The following is a 15,742-nucleotide window of genomic DNA, read 5'->3' on the forward strand; positions in this document are numbered from 1 at the left end:
GCCCGATGAGTCGGGCCCCCCACCAGCACCCGAGATCTGGGCTTTTGTAGGAGCTCGCTTCAGCGAGCGAGGGGTTGGCCAGAATCGCCCGATGAATCGGGCCCCCCACCAGCACCCGAAATCTGGGCTTTTGTGGGAGCTTGCTTCAGCGAGCGGGGGGTTGGCCGGAATCGCCCGATGAATCGGGCTCCTAACAGACCCGAGATCTGGGCTTTTGTGGGAGCTCGCTTCAGCGAGCGAGGAGTTGGCCAGAATCGCCCGATGCATCGGGCTCCTACCAGACCCGAAATCTGGGCTTTTGTGGGAGCTCGCTTCAGCGAGCGGGGGGTTGGCCAGAATCGTCCGATGAATCGGGCTCCTACCAGACCCGAGATCTGGGCTTTCGTGGGAGCTCGCTTCAGCGAGCGAGGGGTTAGCCGGAATCGCCCGATGAATCGGGCTCCTACCACCCCGCAGCCATTCACGGCGATCCGTGAAGATCCTTTTCAACCGCCCACCCGCTGCTGCTCTCCAAACTGCTTGACGCTCGAGACAAAATCCCCGAAACGCTCCCCCTGAATCACCACATGCTCGCGTAGACAGCGCTCGGCTCGAGCGGCGTCCCCGGCCTCGATCGCTTCGACGATCAGGCGATGCTCCTCCAGGGAGCTGCCGATGCGGTGACGCACCTGCAACTGCAATCGACGATAGGGCGTCAGGCGCTGCTTGAGTTGTCGCGCCTCCGTCGCCAGGAAGCCGTTGTGACTCGCCGCGTAGATGCACTGGTGAAAGGTTTCGTTCTCGTGGTAGTACTCGTCCGGATCGCCCTGCTCCGCCGCCGCCTCGCAGCGTGCCAGGGCCTCCCTGAGGGCCGTCAGTTCCCGCCCGGTGATGCGCCGCGCCGCCAGGCGCCCGCACATTCCTTCCAGCTCGGCCATGACCTCGAACATCTCGATCAGCTGTTCGATGCCCACCTGGGCGACGAAGGTGCCCTTCTTCGGCGATACCGTGACGAGTCCGCTGGCGACCAGCTGCTGTATCGCTTCCCTCACCGGGGTACGGGAGACCTGAAAGGTCCTGCCCAGCTCCTCGGGATCGAGCCTCGCCCCGGGCGACAGCCGCCCGTTGAGGATGTCATTTTCCAGCGACTCCTTGAGCTGCTGGGCGTTCGATCGTTTCAGGTTACTCACGCTTGCTTCCCCGGTTCATCCAGCCGCCGTCGAGAGTATGCGACGTTTGTCTAGGCGTCATGGGTTTGACACATCGCTGACGGCTGCCTAGTGATGTATACATCATAGAGCATGATATATATTTCACAAAAACAATAGACCGGGAGAATCCCATGAAACACCAGCTCGCCAACGCCGTCACCGCCGCTGCCCTGACCCTCGCCTTCAGCACCTCTGTCAGCGCCGAGACCGTGCTCCGCGCCTCCCACCAGTTCCCGGGCGGCCAGGGCGATGTCCGCGACGAAATGGTTCAGTTGATGGCTAAGTCGGTAGAAGAGGCCGACGTCGACCTGAGGATTCAGGTCTACCCCGGCCAGTCCCTGTTCAAGGCGAAGGAGCAGTGGGCCGCGCTGGTGCGCGGTCGCCTCGACATGACGGCCCTGCCGCTGGATTACGCCAGTGGCCGGCATCCCGAGTTCTCGGCCACCCTGATGCCGGGCCTGGTGCGCAGCCATGACCGCGCCCAGCGTCTCAACGACTCCGAGTTCATGGACATGATCAAGGAGGTGATCAACGAGGCCGGGGCGCGGGTGCTGGCGGATGCCTGGCTTGCCGGCGGCTTCGCCTCGAACATGCGCTGCATCACCTCGCCGGATACCGTGGACGGGCAGACCATGCGCGCCGCCGGCCCGGCCTTCGATGAAATGCTGGCCACCGCCGGGGCCTCGATCGCCTCGATGCCCTCCTCGGAAATCTATACCGCCATGCAGACCGGCGTCCTCGACGGTGCCAACACCTCGTCCGGCTCGTTCGTCTCCTATCGCATCTACGAGCAGGTCACCTGCCTCACCGCGCCCGGGGAAAACGCCCTGTGGTTCATGTACGAACCCATCCTGATCTCCGAGCAGAGCTGGAGCCGGCTGAACGAAGCGCAGCAGCAGGCACTGACCGAAGCCGGCCAGAAGGCCGAGGAGTACTTCGCCAACGAGGCCGAGGCCCTCGACCAGAAGCTGGTGGAGGTATTCAAGGAGAACGGTGTCGAGGTGGTCACCATGTCACCCGAGAACTACCAGGCCTGGCTGGATATCGCCCAGCAGAGTTCCTACAAGACCTTCGCCGAGAACGTTCCCGATGGGCAGGCGTTGATCGATGCGGCCCTGGCCGTCGAATGATCCAATTGGCGAGGGGCATCTCATGGCTCAAGACTCAAGCCGGGCGCTGACGCCCGGCCGGATCGCGATACTCGGCTACATTCGGCTGATGGATGCGCTGTCGAGTGCCGTCGCCGTCATCGCCGGTAGCCTGCTGCTGGCGGGCGTGCTGGCGGTGTGCCACATGATCTTCATGCGTTACGTGCTGGGCCAGAGCACCATCTGGCAGACCGAGTTCGCGATCTACTCGGTCACCGGGGCCATGCTGCTCGGCGCGCCGTATGTGCTCATGAACGGCGGCCATGTCGCGGTCACCGTGCTGCCGGATGCGCTGGGCGGCTGGATCAGGAAGGCCATGTACCTGCTTTCCGCCCTGGTCGGGCTGGCCTTCTGTGTCGCCCTGGCCTACAGCGGCTGGCACTACTTCCTCGAGGCCTATCATCTGGGCTGGACCACGGGCACGGTGTGGAACCCGCCCCTCTGGCCCGCCCTGCTGCCCCTGGCGATCGGGATCAGTCTGCTCTCGCTGCAATACGTGGCGGAAATCTTTCGTCGGGAGTCTTGAGCATGGATCCAGTCACCAGCGGCATTCTGGTCGTCGTCGCCCTGTTCGTGCTGATGGCCATCGGCACGCCCATCGCCTTCGCCCTCGGCGCCGTCGCCCTGGGCGCCCTGGTCCTCGAGAGAGGCATGGGCGAGCTGGTCTACTTCGGCGAGACCTTCTTCGGCAACATCGCCTCCTTCGGCTTCGTCGCCATTCCGATGTTCATCCTGATGGGCGCGGCGGTGGCTTCCTCGCCCACCGGACGCGACCTCTATCGCTCCCTCGACCTGTGGCTGGGCAGGATGCCCGGTGGACTGGCGATCTCCAACATCGGCGCCTGCTCGATCTTCGCCGCCCTGTCCGGATCGTCGCCGGCCACCAGCGCGGCGATCGGCAAGCTGGGCATTCCCGAGATGCGCAAGCGCGGCTACCCGGATGGGGTCGCCGCCGGGTGCATCGCCGCCGGCGGTACCCTGGGCATTCTCATTCCGCCCTCGGTGACCATGATCGTCTACGGCATCTCCACCGAGACTTCCATCGGCCGACTGTTCATCGCCGGTGCGCTGCCCGGGCTGATGCTGGCCGGCCTGTTCATGGCCTGGACGCTGATCGCCTGCAAGCTGGCGGGCGGCTACGGCAACCCCATGGCGGAGGCCGCGGCCAGCGTCAAGGGGAACGTCGAGAGCAACCTCAAGGCGCTGGTGCGCGTGCTGCCCTTCATCGCCGTGGTCACCGGCATCCTCTTCGCCCTCTACGGCGGGGTCGCCACGCCCTCCGAGGCGGCTGGCGCCGGGGCCTTCCTGTGTCTGGCCCTAGCCATTCTCGTCTACCGCATGTGGCAGGTGAAACCGCTCAAGACCGTCATGCGCGACGCCTTGAGCGAGAGCGTGATGATCATGCTGATCATTGCCACCGCCGAGGTCTTCGCCTTCGCCCTTTCCTCGCTGTTCATCACCCAGACGGTGGCCGGGGCCATCGCCGACCTGGAGGTGAACCGCTGGGTGCTGATGGGCATCATCAATCTCTTCCTGCTGGTGGCGGGCTTCTTCCTGCCGCCGGTGGCGGTGATCGTGATGACCGCGCCGATCCTGCTGCCGATCATCCTGGCGGCGGACTTCGACCCCTACTGGTTCGCCGTGGTGTTGACCATCAACCTGGAAATCGGCCTGATCACCCCGCCGGTGGGCCTCAACCTGTTCATCATCAAGGGCATCGCGCCGGATATCGCCTTGCGCGACATCCTGCTGGGCAGCCTCCCCTACGCGCTGTGCATGGTACTGGGCATCGTGTTGCTGTGCTTCTTCCCGGGTATCGCCACCTGGTTGCCCGACTTGATCATCGATAGCTGATCGTCAACGACAAGGCCGACCAAGATGAACATGAGCTTTTTGCAGGAACTGTTCAGCACCATTACCCAGCGCGATGCGCTGCTCAGGCGCCGCTCCGGGGTGCGAACAGAAGTCAGCCATCGCCATCTGATCGGTGCCTGCCAGGCACTGCTGGAAAGCGATGGCGAGGCCTCGAGCATCGCCCTGGCCAGCCGCGCCCTGGAGATCTACTCGCGCCTCGATCGAGAGGAAAAGCAGCGCTTCTTCGCGCACCTGGCCACAGACTTTTCCGCCGACCCCGAACGCATCGACCGGGCCTATGAAGCCTATCGCGACTCCCGGGACAACCAGGCACTCAACACCCTGTTCATCGCCTGCGAGCCTCGTCGCCAGGAGCTGCTGCGCCGCCTCAACCTGCCCAGCGGCGGCACCCACGAGCTGGTGCACATGCGCGAGGACCTGCTTGCCGCGCTGCGCGATTCCCCGCAACTGAAAGCCATCGACGCAGATTTCGCGCATCTTTTCGGCTCCTGGTTCAATCGTGGCTTCCTGGTGCTCAAGCGCATCGACTGGAACACCCCGGCGGTAATCCTGGAGAAGATCATCCGCTACGAGGCGGTACACGAGATCCGCGACTGGGATGACCTGCGTCGGCGCCTGGATGCCCGGGACCGGCGCTGCTTCGCCTTCTTCCATCCGGCCATCGGCGACGAACCGCTGATCTTCGTCGAGGTCGCCCTGTGCCAGGGGCTTCCGGACCAGATTCAGGCCATCCTGGCCAGCGACCACTACGAGATCGACGATCCCGAGTCCGCGGATACCGCGGCCTTCTTCGGCATCAGCAACTGCCAGACCGGCCTGCGGGGCATCTCCTTCGGCAACTTCCTGATCAAGCAGGTGGTCCAGGAACTCAAGCAGGAACTGCCCAGCCTGCGCCACTTCGTCACGCTATCGCCGGTACCGGGATTCCGGGAGTGGCTGGAAGCCCAGCACGACGACCCCGACAGCCCCCTCGAGCCGGACGCGGCCGAGGCCCTGGAACATCTGGGCGATCCCGACTGGCATCTCGATGCCGCTCGGGCCGAACGACTCAAGGGCGTGATCATGCCGCTGGCGGCGCACTACCTGCTCAAGGAAAAGAACGCCAAGGGCCTGCCCCTGAACGCAGTGTCGCGCTTCCACCTCGGCAATGGCGCCCAACTGCATCGCATCAACTGGCTGGGCGACACCTCGACCAAGGGGCTGCGCCAGTCCGCGGGCCTGATGGTCAACTACCTCTACGTGCTCGAGGAGATCGAACGCAACCACGAGCAATACACCACCAACGCGACCATCGCCAGCTCGTCGAGCGTGCGCGATCTCGGTCGGCGTGCCCGCAAACTGCTCAAGGGAGAGACCGCGAAATGAGCCACAACCTGTTCGACACCTTCGCAGACCGCATGCGGGCACGCGGCGATGCCGACTTCATCACGACACGCAAGGGCCGGGGCTACTCCTATGCCGAAGCCCTGGAAGAGAGCGCGCATCTGGCCGGTGCCCTGCGCTCGCTGGGTGTCGAACCCGGGGATCGCGTGGCCGTGCAGGTCGACAAGAGCCCCGAGGCCATCCTGCTCTATCTTGCCTGCCTGCGCATGGGCGGCGTCTACCTGCCCCTCAATACGGGCTATACGGCAGAGGAAATCGACTATTTCCTGAAGGATGCCAAGCCCGCGCTTTTCGTCTGTCGACCGGAAAACCTCGAGGCCGCCTGGCGCATCGCCACCCATCGCGACAGCCCGCGGGTGACCACCCTCGGCCGACGGGCCGACGGCGAACTGATGGAACTCGCCCGCAAGGCCACGCCCTGGGATTCGGTCGAACCTCGGGAGACCGATGACCTGGCCGCCATCCTCTACACCTCCGGTACCACCGGGCGTTCCAAGGGCGCGATGCTGACCCATCGCAACCTGGCTTCCAACGCGGAGGCCCTGACCCGTGCTTGGCGCTTCACGGAGAGCGACCGCCTGATTCACGCCCTGCCGATCTTCCATACCCATGGGCTGTTCGTCGCCTGCAACGTGGTGCTGATGGCCGGCGCCAGCATGCTCTTCCTGCCACGCTTCGATCTCGACACCCTCATCGACGAATTGCCGCGAGGCACCACCATGATGGGCGTGCCGACCTTCTATACCCGCCTGCTGCAGGACAAGCGCCTGACGCCGGAACTGACCGCCAACATGCGCCTGTTCACCTCGGGCTCCGCGCCGCTCACCGCCGAGACCCATCAGGCCTTCGAGCAGCGCACCGGCCACGCCATCCTCGAACGCTACGGCATGACCGAGACCAACATGAACACCTCGAACCCCTACGACGGCGAGCGCATCGCCGGCACCGTGGGCATGCCGCTCCCGGGCGTCGAGGTGCGCGTCGTCGATCGGGACAGCCGCGAGATCCTGCCCCAGGGCGAGATCGGCATTCTCGAGGTGCGTGGCCCCAACGTGTTCATCGGCTACTGGGGCATGCCGGACAAGACCCGGGAGGAACTGCTCGAGGACGGCTTCTTCATCACCGGCGACCTGGCAATGATCGACGAGCGGGGCTACGTCCATATCGTCGGGCGCGACAAGGACCTGGTGATCTCCGGCGGCTACAACGTCTATCCCAAGGAGGTGGAGCAAGTCATCGACGAGATGGAGGCGGTCGTCGAATCCGCGGTGATCGGGGTACCGCACCCGGACTTCGGCGAGGGAGTGACGGCCATCGTGGTGCCCCGACCCGGCGCGTCCCTGCAGGAAGAAGGGGTACTGAAGGCTCTCGAGGGCCGCCTCGCCCGCTACAAGCAGCCCAAGCGGGTGTTCTTCGTCGACAGCCTGCCGCGCAATACCATGGGCAAGGTGCAGAAGAACCAGCTGCGCGAGCGGTATGCCGATATTTACACTTGAACCGTTTCAGACTGGTGATAGCATGGGATATACGTCAAGTATCTCCCGAGGTAGCCATCATGGCGCAAGGCTCTGTATTCCAATCCAACCGCAGTCAGGCAGTCCGCCTGCCCAAGGCCGTTGCCTTTCCGGATGAAGTGAAGCGCGTCGATGTCATCGTCATTGGCCGCACGCGACTCATCACCCCCGCCGGCGACGCCTGGGACAGCTGGTTCGATGAAGAGGGTGTCACTGCGGACTTTCTCACCGAGCGTGATCAGCCGACCGAGCAGCGGCGCGAGGCGCTTTGATGCTCAAGTACATGCTGGACACCAACATCTGTATCTACACCATCAAGAACAAGCCGCCCCAGGTTCGAGAGGCATTCAAACGACACCATGAGCAGCTCTGCATCAGCACCGTGACACTCATGGAGCTGATTTATGGCGCGGAGAAATCGAGCAATCCCGAACGGAATCTACACGTCGTCGAAGGGTTCGCGGCACGTCTCGAGGTGCTGCACTATGACAGCGATGCCGCAGCCCATACCGGGCAACTGCGTGCCGAACTGGACAAGGCGGGCAAGCCCATTGGTCCCTATGACCCGATGATCGCCGGGCACGCCCGTTCATTGGGCCTGGTAGTGGTCACCAATAATGTTCGTGAATTCGAGCGCGTTCCAGGACTGAGAGTAGAAGACTGGTCCATTACCGGCGATTGAGCCATGCGGTAGACCGCCGGGTTCAAAGGATATCCGCCGCCAGGATTCCATCAATCAGTTCCGTCGAGGAAAACACCCGCTCGCCGGCCCCCTTCAAGCCCGAGACCAGGCAGACGCCGGCGCTGTCTCCGCGCAGGGATTCCTCGCATTCCAGGGCGTACAGGTAGCGAGCCCCTTCCTTGAGGCCGTCGATATGCTCGGCGAAGTTGTGGAAGTACAGCTCCACCACCTTGTTGTGTTCGTTGAGCACCGAGAAGAAAGGCGCCTCGAGCCGGTTGTCGCCCAGCAGCACGCCCTTGCCGTTGCTGCGGATCTCGCCGAACACCGTCGGCATGTCCCACAGGCCGCGGGCAAAGCTCAGATACTCCGTGACGTCGCCGGTGGTGTAGTAGTCCGCCGTGTAGCTGCGGGTCGTGGGCATGGGTTGCTCGAGCAGCGACCGTCCGAATCCCAGGGCGGTGCGATCGGCCTTCATCAGGCTCAGGAGCGTGGCGCCCACGTCGAGCATGGTGCCCTGCACCCGGCGCTCCCCCGGTGCCACGTCGCTATCGAAGAGCATCAGCAGGTTTTCCCGCTTGTCCGCCCGATCGATCAGTTCCTTGGCATCGTTGACCATGGCCAGGTGATCCGAGAGCACCACCAGCCGCGTGTCGGCGTAATAAGGCGAGCGGCGGACCCGCTCGATGAAGCGCGCCACCAGCCGGTCCGCGCAATGCAGCGCATTGAGCGTGCGGATCTCGCCATCGCGGTAGCGAACCCCTTCGCAACTGGGCGACAGGTGGCCATGGGGGTGGTGGGTGTCCATGGTCAAGGCGAACAGGGCAAAGGGTGTGTCCTGCTTCGATAGCTCGACGAACTCCGCGTAGGTCCGCTCCAGCAATTCGTCGTCGTAGGCGCCCCAGCCGGAAAACTCGCTGTGGGTCGCGTCCTGCCACTCCTGGAAATAGTGCTTGTCACGCACGATGTCGAAGCCATGCTGGGTCAGGAAGCGGTCCTTGCCGGCAAACTCGCCCGAGGCCCCTCCCATGTAAACCGTCTCGAAGCCATTTTCGCCAAGGTATTCAGCCAGGCATTTTGCCTTGGGCAGGAAGCGCTCGACGCGCCCCATGTCGTTGCCCCCGGCCCCCGGGGTGACCAGCGGCAGACCGCATTGGGTATTCACCAGACCGGCAATCGTCCAGCCGGCACCGGGCGTCTGCGCGATGCCCGAGAAATGGGTCGACGCCTGGCGCAGCTCGCGAAGCTCCGGAAGCAGGTCAGGAAACAGGCGCTCATCGAAGTAGGTCGCCTCGAAACTCTCCAGGTAGAGCACGACCAGGTTCTTGTCGCGACTCACCGTGCGGCGATCGGTGTCGTAGAGCGCCTCCAGCCGCCTCTCCTGGTCGCCGTCGAGCAGGGAATAGGTCCGGGTCAGGGCCATCAGGTCCCGATGCCAGGGGGAAGCCAGCCAACCCGTTCCCACCAGCAGGCCGCCCAGCGCCAGGGAAGCCATGATGCTGCGGGCGCTGGAGCGGCGTGGCGTTCGCGGGTGCCGCCTATGCCGCCGGATTTTCAGCACCGGCAGGACGAGCGATGCCAGCGCCAGGGCCACGAAGCCCGCGAATACCAGGATCTCTCGCCAGAACTGGCTGTAATCCGCGCCCTCGGTGCCACTGAAGAAATGAAACAGCACGGACTGATTGATGCCCACGCCGGTCATCATGTCCGCCACGAGCCAGACGCCCCAGAACAGGATATAGACGAAACCGAAGAGGCCGAGAACGATCATCGACGCCGAGCGCGTCGAGAGGATCAACACCACCAACCCCAGCACCACCAGGGCCCCGAAGGCGTGCCAGTCGACAAGCGCGTCGATGGCGTCGTCGACATCCAGAGGATTCAGCGACCCCGGCCAATGGAAATAGGCCAGGGCGCCAGCGGCGAACACGACAATAGAGATAAATGCCAGGAACCAGCCTTGCCGATTCCTGACAAGAAGTGGCTGACTTTTCATTGGAGCGGGCTTCCTGTGCCGCGACCGGCTTTCCCTGCTCGGTCATCGTTCCGTCATCGTCATGACATGTTTAACAGAATGACACATTCTGGAGAGGCAACACTAATAAAAAGGTCGCAACCAAGGACGCTCACGATACCTCGGAAGATGCCCCGTCAACGTGCCGCCAACAACCCCCGGGCCATTTCGACGAAACCTTCGCCGTGGCTGGCCTCACACAGCCAGCGCGGGTGATGGGTCATACGGTCGAGATGCGGCGTGACATTGGCGACGCCGACACTCAGGGGAATATCCCGGAACAGCGGCTCGTCATTGGGCGCATCGCCGATGAACAACACGCGTCGCTCACGCGCCTCGCCATCGATCCCCATGTCCTCCACGAGCAGACGCGTCGCCATGGCGGCCTTGTCGTGATCGCCGAACCAGGCGTTGACGTGAATCGAGCTGGCCCGGGCGCTCGCTCCGGCCTCGCCAAACAGCCCGATCAGCGTAGCGACACTCTCCGCCCCCAGCGGCCCCACATCCTGGGCATGATCGATGGCCACGTCGGCCAGGCGGTAAGGCTGGTCCGCCGCCAGCCGCGCCTCGGGCACCTGCTGCAAGGCCTGTTCGGCGATCGCCAGCAGACGACGCTGCTCGTCCTGGAGTTCCGCCAACGGGCGTATGAAATGGCGTTCGAGTCGACCGCGTTCGTCGAGACGGAAACGAAACGCCCCGCTCTCGCCGATGACCGCCGCGACCGGCCAGGCTCGGACGATATGATCGCACCAGCCGGCACAGCCGCCGGTGACGGGAATCACCCGGATGCCGGCGGCCATCAGATCGGCCATGGCCCCCAGCGTCGTCGCCGACAGCTTGCCATGGCGGGTCAGGGTATCGTCGACATCGGTGAGCACGGTATCGACCCGAGCCAGCAGTTCGGGGTCGGCATCGGTGAAACGGGGCATGCTGTTCTCTCCTGGTTGAGCTTCAGGGAACGCTTATTGAGTTGGTCAGGAAACGTCTATACGCCCTTGGGTTAATTGAAGTTATTGCGGTTGCTGCTTACGCTCAATGAGTATGCCTTGATAGCCCGGCCCGATAACAAACCCAACAAGGGACAAGGAGCTCACGCCATGTCGACCAAGACACCCAGCCCGACCTCGATTCGCGACCATGTGCCACACAGCCGCCGGCTGACCCTGGCGGCCGCCATCGGTGCCCTGCTATTCCCGGCGGCATCCCTCATGGCCGCGGAAGAGGAGTGCCCCAATCGCGGCGCGCTGGCGCCCATGTACTGCGACGCCGACAACGACCTGGTGGCCGACACGCCCAGCGACCCCTCGAAACTTCTCGACCCCGATACGCTGATCTTTGCCTATACCCCGGTCGAGGACCCGGCCATCTACGCCGACATCTGGGAACCGTTCATCGAGCACCTGGCCGAGGAGACCGGCAAGGAGGTGCGCTTCTTCGCGGTGCAGTCGAACTCCGCCGAGATCGAGGCCATGCGCAGCAACCGTATCCACATCGCCGGGTTCTCCACCGGCCCGACCCCCTTCGCCGTCAACCTGGCCGGCGCCGTTCCCTTCGCCATCATGGGTTCCGAGGACGGCAACTTCGGCTACACCCTGCAGGTGTACACCCGCAAGGACAGCGGCATCGACGAACTCGGGGACCTCGAGGGCAAGCGCGTCGCCCACACCTCTCCCACCTCCAATTCCGGCAACCAGGCGCCCCGGGCGCTGTTCCCCAAGCAGGGCATCGTACCCGGCGAGGACTACGAAGTCGTCTATTCCGGCTCCCACGATCAGTCCATGCTCGGCGTGGTCGCAGGGGACTACGATGCCGCCCCGGTGGCCTCGGAAGTGGTCGATCGCATGGCCGATCGCGGCCTCTACGATCCCGAGGAGGTCAAGATCGTCTTCGAGTCGAAGCGTTTCCCCACCACTTCCTATACCCACGCTCACAACCTCGAGCCCGAACTCGCCGAGAAGATCAAGGAGGCCTTCATGAGCTTCGACTTCCAGGGCACGGCGCTGGGTGAAGAGTTCAGCGGTGTCACCCAATTCGTTCCCATCAGCTACAAGGAAGACTGGGAGGTCATCCGGGATATTCAGGAAGCGAACGGGATTACCTATACCCGCGAAAATATCGAATAAGGCAAGCCCGAATGCTTCGCATCAACCGCCTGGTCAAGCGCTACGGCAACGGCGAGCCGGTGCTCAAGAATCTGGACCTTGAGGTGCCGGGCGAATCGGTGGTGTCGATCATCGGCGCCTCCGGGGCCGGCAAGAGCACCCTGCTGCGCTGTATCAACCGCCTGGTCGAGCCGACCTCGGGCAGCATCTTGCTCAACGAGACCGAGCTCACCACACTGCGCAAGGAACCCTTGCGGCGGGCGCGGCGACGCATCGGCATGATCTTCCAGGGCTTCAACCTGGTCGACCGGCTCACGGTCATGGAGAACGTGCAGTGCGGGCGGCTGGGCTACATCCCCTACTGGCGCGCCGCCCTGCGCCGCTACCCGGCGGAGGATATCGAACGCGCCTTCCAGCTCATGGAGCGGGTGGGCATCGCCCACTATGCCAACAAGCGCGCCGACGAACTCTCCGGGGGCGAACGCCAGCGTGTCGGCGTGGTACGCGCCCTGATGCAGGACCCGGACATCCTGCTCGCCGACGAACCCACCGCCTCCCTGGACCCGGTCACCTCGCGCCAGATCATGGAGCTTTTGCAGAAACTGGCCGACGAACTGCACCTGCCGGTGCTGATCAATATCCACAACGTCGGCGAGGCCAAGGAGTTCACCCAGCGCATCGTCGGCATGCGCTTCGGTCGCATCATCTTCGATGGCGTACCCGACGATCTGGATCAGGAGGCCATGGACGCGGTGTACAGCGGCACGTCAGAAGACGAGGAAGAGTCCGCTCATCGCTCGAGTACCGACAAGGTAGCAACATGAGCAGCGACACGACGGCGTCATCGACACCACGCCAGTGGCGCAAGGCCCCCTTCATCGCCAACCCCTGGCTGCGTTGGGGGTTGCTGATCGGCTTTGCGGTCTATGCCGTCTGGGCGATCAGCACCCTGCCCTTCGACTGGGCGCGCATCAGTGAAGGCATGGAGCGAGCCGGGCGTATCTTCGGTGGCGCCTTTCCACCCAACTTCGATCGCGGCGGCCTGCTCCTCAAGGGCTTTCTCGAGAGCCTGCAGATCGCCATCCTCGCCACCCTGCTCGGTCTGGCGCTGAGCGTTCCCATCGCCTTCATGGCAGCACGCAACATCGCCCCCCTGCCGGTCTATCTATTGGGCCGCGTCCTGATCATCGTGGCGCGCAGCTTTCATCCGGTCATCGTCGCCATCCTGTTCGTCAAGGCCGTGGGCTTCGGTCCCGTGGCCGGTATCCTGACCCTGACCATCTACTCCATCGGCTTCGTCGCCAAGATGCTCGCCGAGCGCATCGAGGAGATCGACTGGGGACAGGTGGAGGCGCTGCGCAGCACCGGCACCGGCAACTTCACCGTGCTGCAGTTCGCCGTGCTGCCCCAGATCATGCCGCGTCAGATCGGGCTGTCGATCTATCAACTGGACAGCAACCTGCGCGCCTCCGCGGTCGTCGGCATCGTCGGCGCCGGTGGCATCGGCTCGACGCTGATGAACGCCTTCGGTCGCTACGACTACGACTTCGCCCTGGCAATCACCCTGGTCATCATCGCGGTCATCCTGGTCAGCGAGGCCATCAGCGGGCGTATCCGGAAGAATATCTGGTGAAGAGGAGCCTCCGGTGAAACCATCCGTCGCCGATCGCGCCTGGTCGCGCCACACCCGTCGCCAACGCTGGGGGCGGCTTGCCGGCCTGGCCACCGTCGCGCTGGCAGTGGCCTGGTCCCTGGCCACCATCGACATCATCTGGCCCTGGGTGTGGGATGCCCCCAACCAGATCGGGGATCTCTTCCGGCGCATGGTGCCACCGGACTTCTCCTCTATTCGTGCCATTACCTGGGCGCTGATCGAGACCCTCAACATCGCCACCATCGCCACGTTCTTTGCGGTATTCCTATCCTTGCCGGTGGCCTACATCGCCGCCCAGAACACCACCCCCAACCGGGCGACCCTCTGGCTGGGCCGGTTCATCCTGGTTTCCAGCCGTTCGGTGAACACCCTGATCTGGGCGCTGCTGTTCGTGGCAATCTTCGGTCCCGGCGTGCTCGCCGGCATCGTCGCCATCATGTTTCGTTCCCTGGGATTCCTCGGCAAGCTGATGGGCGAAGCCATCGAAGAGATCGACCGCCGACCCGTCGAGGCCCTGGAAGCCACCGGCGCCTCCCGGGCCAAGGTGATCCTCTATGCGATCGTCCCTCAGGTCGTGCCGACCTTCTTCGCCGTCAGCATCCTGCGCTGGGACATCAACCTGCGCGAATCCACGGTGCTCGGCCTGGTCGGTGCCGGCGGCATCGGCGTGATCCTGCAGGGCGCCATCGACACCCTGGACTGGCGCACCGTGGCCACCATCCTGCTGGCCATCATCGTGCTGGTGATCGCCGGCGAGGCACTGGCCGCCTGGTTGCGCAAGAAGGTGATCTAGCGTCTAGAGGTGGCTAGCTGCTTTCGAAAGTGGATCAGTCGAAAGGTACCGGATCAGTCGGAAGCCCCGCCGATCACGCCTTTTCGCTCGAGCTCGGCCAGGGTCTCGTCGTCCAGCCCCACCAGCGCCTTGAGCACCTCGCCGCTGTGCTGGCCCAGGGTGGGCGGCGGCAGGTCGGCGTTGAGCGGCTGACCGTTCATGCGAATGGGGTTGCTGACCAGCGCCACCTCTCCCGACTGGGGATGCGTCATGCTCAACTGCATGCCGCGATGGCGTATCTGGGGGTCCTGAAATACCCGGTCCAGGGTATTGATCGGGCCGCAGGGCACGCCGACCGCCTCCAGGCTCGCCAGCCAGTCGTCCGTGCGGGCGCCCAACAGGCAGGCCGCGATTTCAGGCACCAGCAGCTCACGATACTCGACCCGGGCCGCATTGGTGGCAAAGCGCTCGTCATCGGCCAGGTGCGGTCGACCAAGCACCTGGCATAGCCGCCTGAACTGGCTATCGTTGCCGACGGTGATGATCAAGTAGCCGTCCGCCGTCGGGAAGGCTTGGTAGGGCACGATGTTGGGATGGGCGTTGCCCAGGCGCCGCGGTGGTATGCCGCTGGTGAGGTAGTTGAGCGCCTGATTGGCCAGCACGCCCACCTGCACGTCGAGCAGCGCCAGATCGAGATGGCCGCCCTGGCCGGTACGCTCACGCTGGAGCAGCGCCGCGAGCACGGCATTGGCCGCATACATGCCGGTGAAGATGTCGGTCAGGGCGACACCCACCTTCATCGGTTCGCTGCCCGGCGCTCCCTCGGGCTGGCCGGTCAGGCTCATCAGCCCGCCCATGCCCTGGATCATGAAGTCGTAGCCGGCACGGTGCGCATAGGGACCATCCTGGCCGAACCCGGTAATCGAGCAATAGATCAGGTCCGGCTTGACGGCCTTCAGGCTCTCGTAATCGAGTCCGTAGGCCTTGAGACCGCCGACCTTGAAGTTCTCGATCAGCACGTCGCACTGCACGACCAGCTCGCGGATCAGGGCCTGGCCCTCGGGGTCGGCGAGATTGACCGCCACGGAGCGCTTGCCGCGGTTGGTGCTGAGAAAGTAGGCGGATTCCCGGGTGCCGGAGAGCCAGGGCGGCCCCCAGCCACGGGTGTCGTCGCCACTGCCCGGGCGCTCGACCTTGATCACCTCGGCGCCCAGATCGGCCAGTTGCTGGCCGCACCAGGGCCCGGCCAGCACCCGCGAAAGATCCAGGACGCGCACGCCCTCGAGCGGCTTGTTCATCACTACGTACCCTTGTGTCGAGAAAAGATTCTTCACAGATTGTCGTGAATGGCTGTGGGGCGTAGGTGGCAAGGCACATCGCTCGCTGAAGCGAGCTCCTACGAAAGCCCAGA

At 64.2% G+C, this 15,742-nt stretch carries 15 protein-coding genes; 11 read left to right on the plus strand and 4 right to left on the minus strand.

Annotation, left to right across the window (positions count from 1 at the left end):
- Positions 1–485: 485 nt before the first annotated feature.
- On the minus strand, positions 486–1,169 hold the full coding sequence (locus BUA41_RS18375; protein WP_217652847.1) for a GntR family transcriptional regulator: 684 nt from the start codon (positions 1,167–1,169) through the stop codon (positions 486–488).
- Between the two features lie 152 nt (positions 1,170–1,321).
- On the opposite strand from BUA41_RS18375, the gene dctP reads away from it, so the two are divergent.
- From dctP to vapC, 7 genes are read left to right on the plus strand one after another with little or no spacing between them, the layout of a single operon-like run.
- Positions 1,322–2,320, plus strand: coding sequence for a TRAP transporter substrate-binding protein DctP (gene dctP / locus BUA41_RS18380; RefSeq protein ID WP_072825623.1), 999 nt, complete (start codon positions 1,322–1,324; stop codon positions 2,318–2,320).
- Between the two features lie 22 nt (positions 2,321–2,342).
- Positions 2,343–2,864: a TRAP transporter small permease subunit gene (locus BUA41_RS18385; protein WP_072825625.1), complete on the plus strand. Its 522-nt coding sequence runs from the start codon at positions 2,343–2,345 to the stop codon at positions 2,862–2,864.
- A 2-nt stretch (positions 2,865–2,866) separates the two neighbouring features.
- Positions 2,867–4,192, plus strand: coding sequence for a TRAP transporter large permease (locus BUA41_RS18390; protein ID WP_072825627.1), 1,326 nt, complete (start codon positions 2,867–2,869; stop codon positions 4,190–4,192).
- A gap of 24 nt (positions 4,193–4,216) precedes the next feature.
- Complete coding sequence (locus BUA41_RS18395; protein WP_072825629.1) at positions 4,217–5,578, plus strand: malonyl-CoA decarboxylase; 1,362 nt, start codon at positions 4,217–4,219, stop codon at positions 5,576–5,578.
- Positions 5,575–7,092, plus strand: coding sequence for a malonate--CoA ligase (locus BUA41_RS18400; RefSeq protein ID WP_072825631.1), 1,518 nt, complete (start codon positions 5,575–5,577; stop codon positions 7,090–7,092). Before BUA41_RS18395 ends, BUA41_RS18400 begins: the two co-directional genes overlap by 4 nt.
- 59 nt (positions 7,093–7,151) lie before the next feature.
- Complete coding sequence (vapB, locus tag BUA41_RS18405; protein ID WP_072825633.1) at positions 7,152–7,382, plus strand: type II toxin-antitoxin system VapB family antitoxin; 231 nt, start codon at positions 7,152–7,154, stop codon at positions 7,380–7,382.
- Positions 7,382–7,792 (plus strand): type II toxin-antitoxin system tRNA(fMet)-specific endonuclease VapC, encoded by a 411-nt coding sequence (gene vapC, locus BUA41_RS18410; protein ID WP_072825634.1) that lies wholly within the window; start codon positions 7,382–7,384, stop codon positions 7,790–7,792. Before vapB ends, vapC begins: the two co-directional genes overlap by 1 nt.
- A gap of 22 nt (positions 7,793–7,814) precedes the next feature.
- Here the strand turns inward: vapC and BUA41_RS18415 are convergent, their stop codons facing one another.
- Positions 7,815–9,785, minus strand: coding sequence for a sulfatase-like hydrolase/transferase (locus BUA41_RS18415; protein ID WP_072825635.1), 1,971 nt, complete (start codon positions 9,783–9,785; stop codon positions 7,815–7,817).
- A gap of 155 nt (positions 9,786–9,940) precedes the next feature.
- Positions 9,941–10,732: an HAD-IIB family hydrolase gene (locus BUA41_RS18420; RefSeq protein WP_072825636.1), complete on the minus strand. Its 792-nt coding sequence runs from the start codon at positions 10,730–10,732 to the stop codon at positions 9,941–9,943.
- Positions 10,733–11,011: 279 nt separating this feature from the next.
- Here BUA41_RS18420 and phnD point away from each other — a divergent pair, with 279 nt between their 5' ends.
- The 4 genes from phnD to phnE (BUA41_RS18440) are packed head-to-tail and all read left to right on the plus strand — an operon-like array spanning position 11,012 to position 14,352.
- A complete protein-coding gene (gene phnD, locus BUA41_RS18425; protein ID WP_139249182.1) occupies positions 11,012–11,926 on the plus strand; it encodes a phosphate/phosphite/phosphonate ABC transporter substrate-binding protein in 915 nt (304 codons plus the stop codon).
- 11 nt (positions 11,927–11,937) lie between these two features.
- Positions 11,938–12,729 carry a phosphonate ABC transporter ATP-binding protein gene (gene phnC / locus BUA41_RS18430; protein WP_072825637.1) on the plus strand — a complete coding sequence of 264 codons (792 nt, stop codon included), beginning with the start codon at positions 11,938–11,940 and terminating at the stop codon, positions 12,727–12,729.
- Positions 12,726–13,538, plus strand: a complete 813-nt coding sequence (gene phnE / locus BUA41_RS18435) for a phosphonate ABC transporter, permease protein PhnE (protein ID WP_072825639.1) — start codon at positions 12,726–12,728, stop codon at positions 13,536–13,538. Before phnC ends, phnE (BUA41_RS18435) begins: the two co-directional genes overlap by 4 nt.
- A gap of 13 nt (positions 13,539–13,551) precedes the next feature.
- Positions 13,552–14,352 carry a phosphonate ABC transporter, permease protein PhnE gene (gene phnE / locus BUA41_RS18440; protein ID WP_072825640.1) on the plus strand — a complete coding sequence of 267 codons (801 nt, stop codon included), beginning with the start codon at positions 13,552–13,554 and terminating at the stop codon, positions 14,350–14,352.
- 53 nt (positions 14,353–14,405) lie between these two features.
- Here the strand turns inward: phnE (BUA41_RS18440) and BUA41_RS18445 are convergent, their stop codons facing one another.
- The gene (locus BUA41_RS18445) at positions 14,406–15,629 is read right to left on the minus strand and encodes a CaiB/BaiF CoA transferase family protein (RefSeq protein WP_072825641.1); all 1,224 of its coding nucleotides are present in this window, start codon (positions 15,627–15,629) and stop codon (positions 14,406–14,408) included.
- Between the last annotated feature and the right edge of the window lie 113 nt (positions 15,630–15,742).

It is taken from the genome of Modicisalibacter ilicicola DSM 19980 (genome assembly GCF_900128925.1).
In the GTDB taxonomy this organism is placed as follows: Bacteria; Pseudomonadota; Gammaproteobacteria; order Pseudomonadales; family Halomonadaceae; genus Modicisalibacter; species Modicisalibacter ilicicola.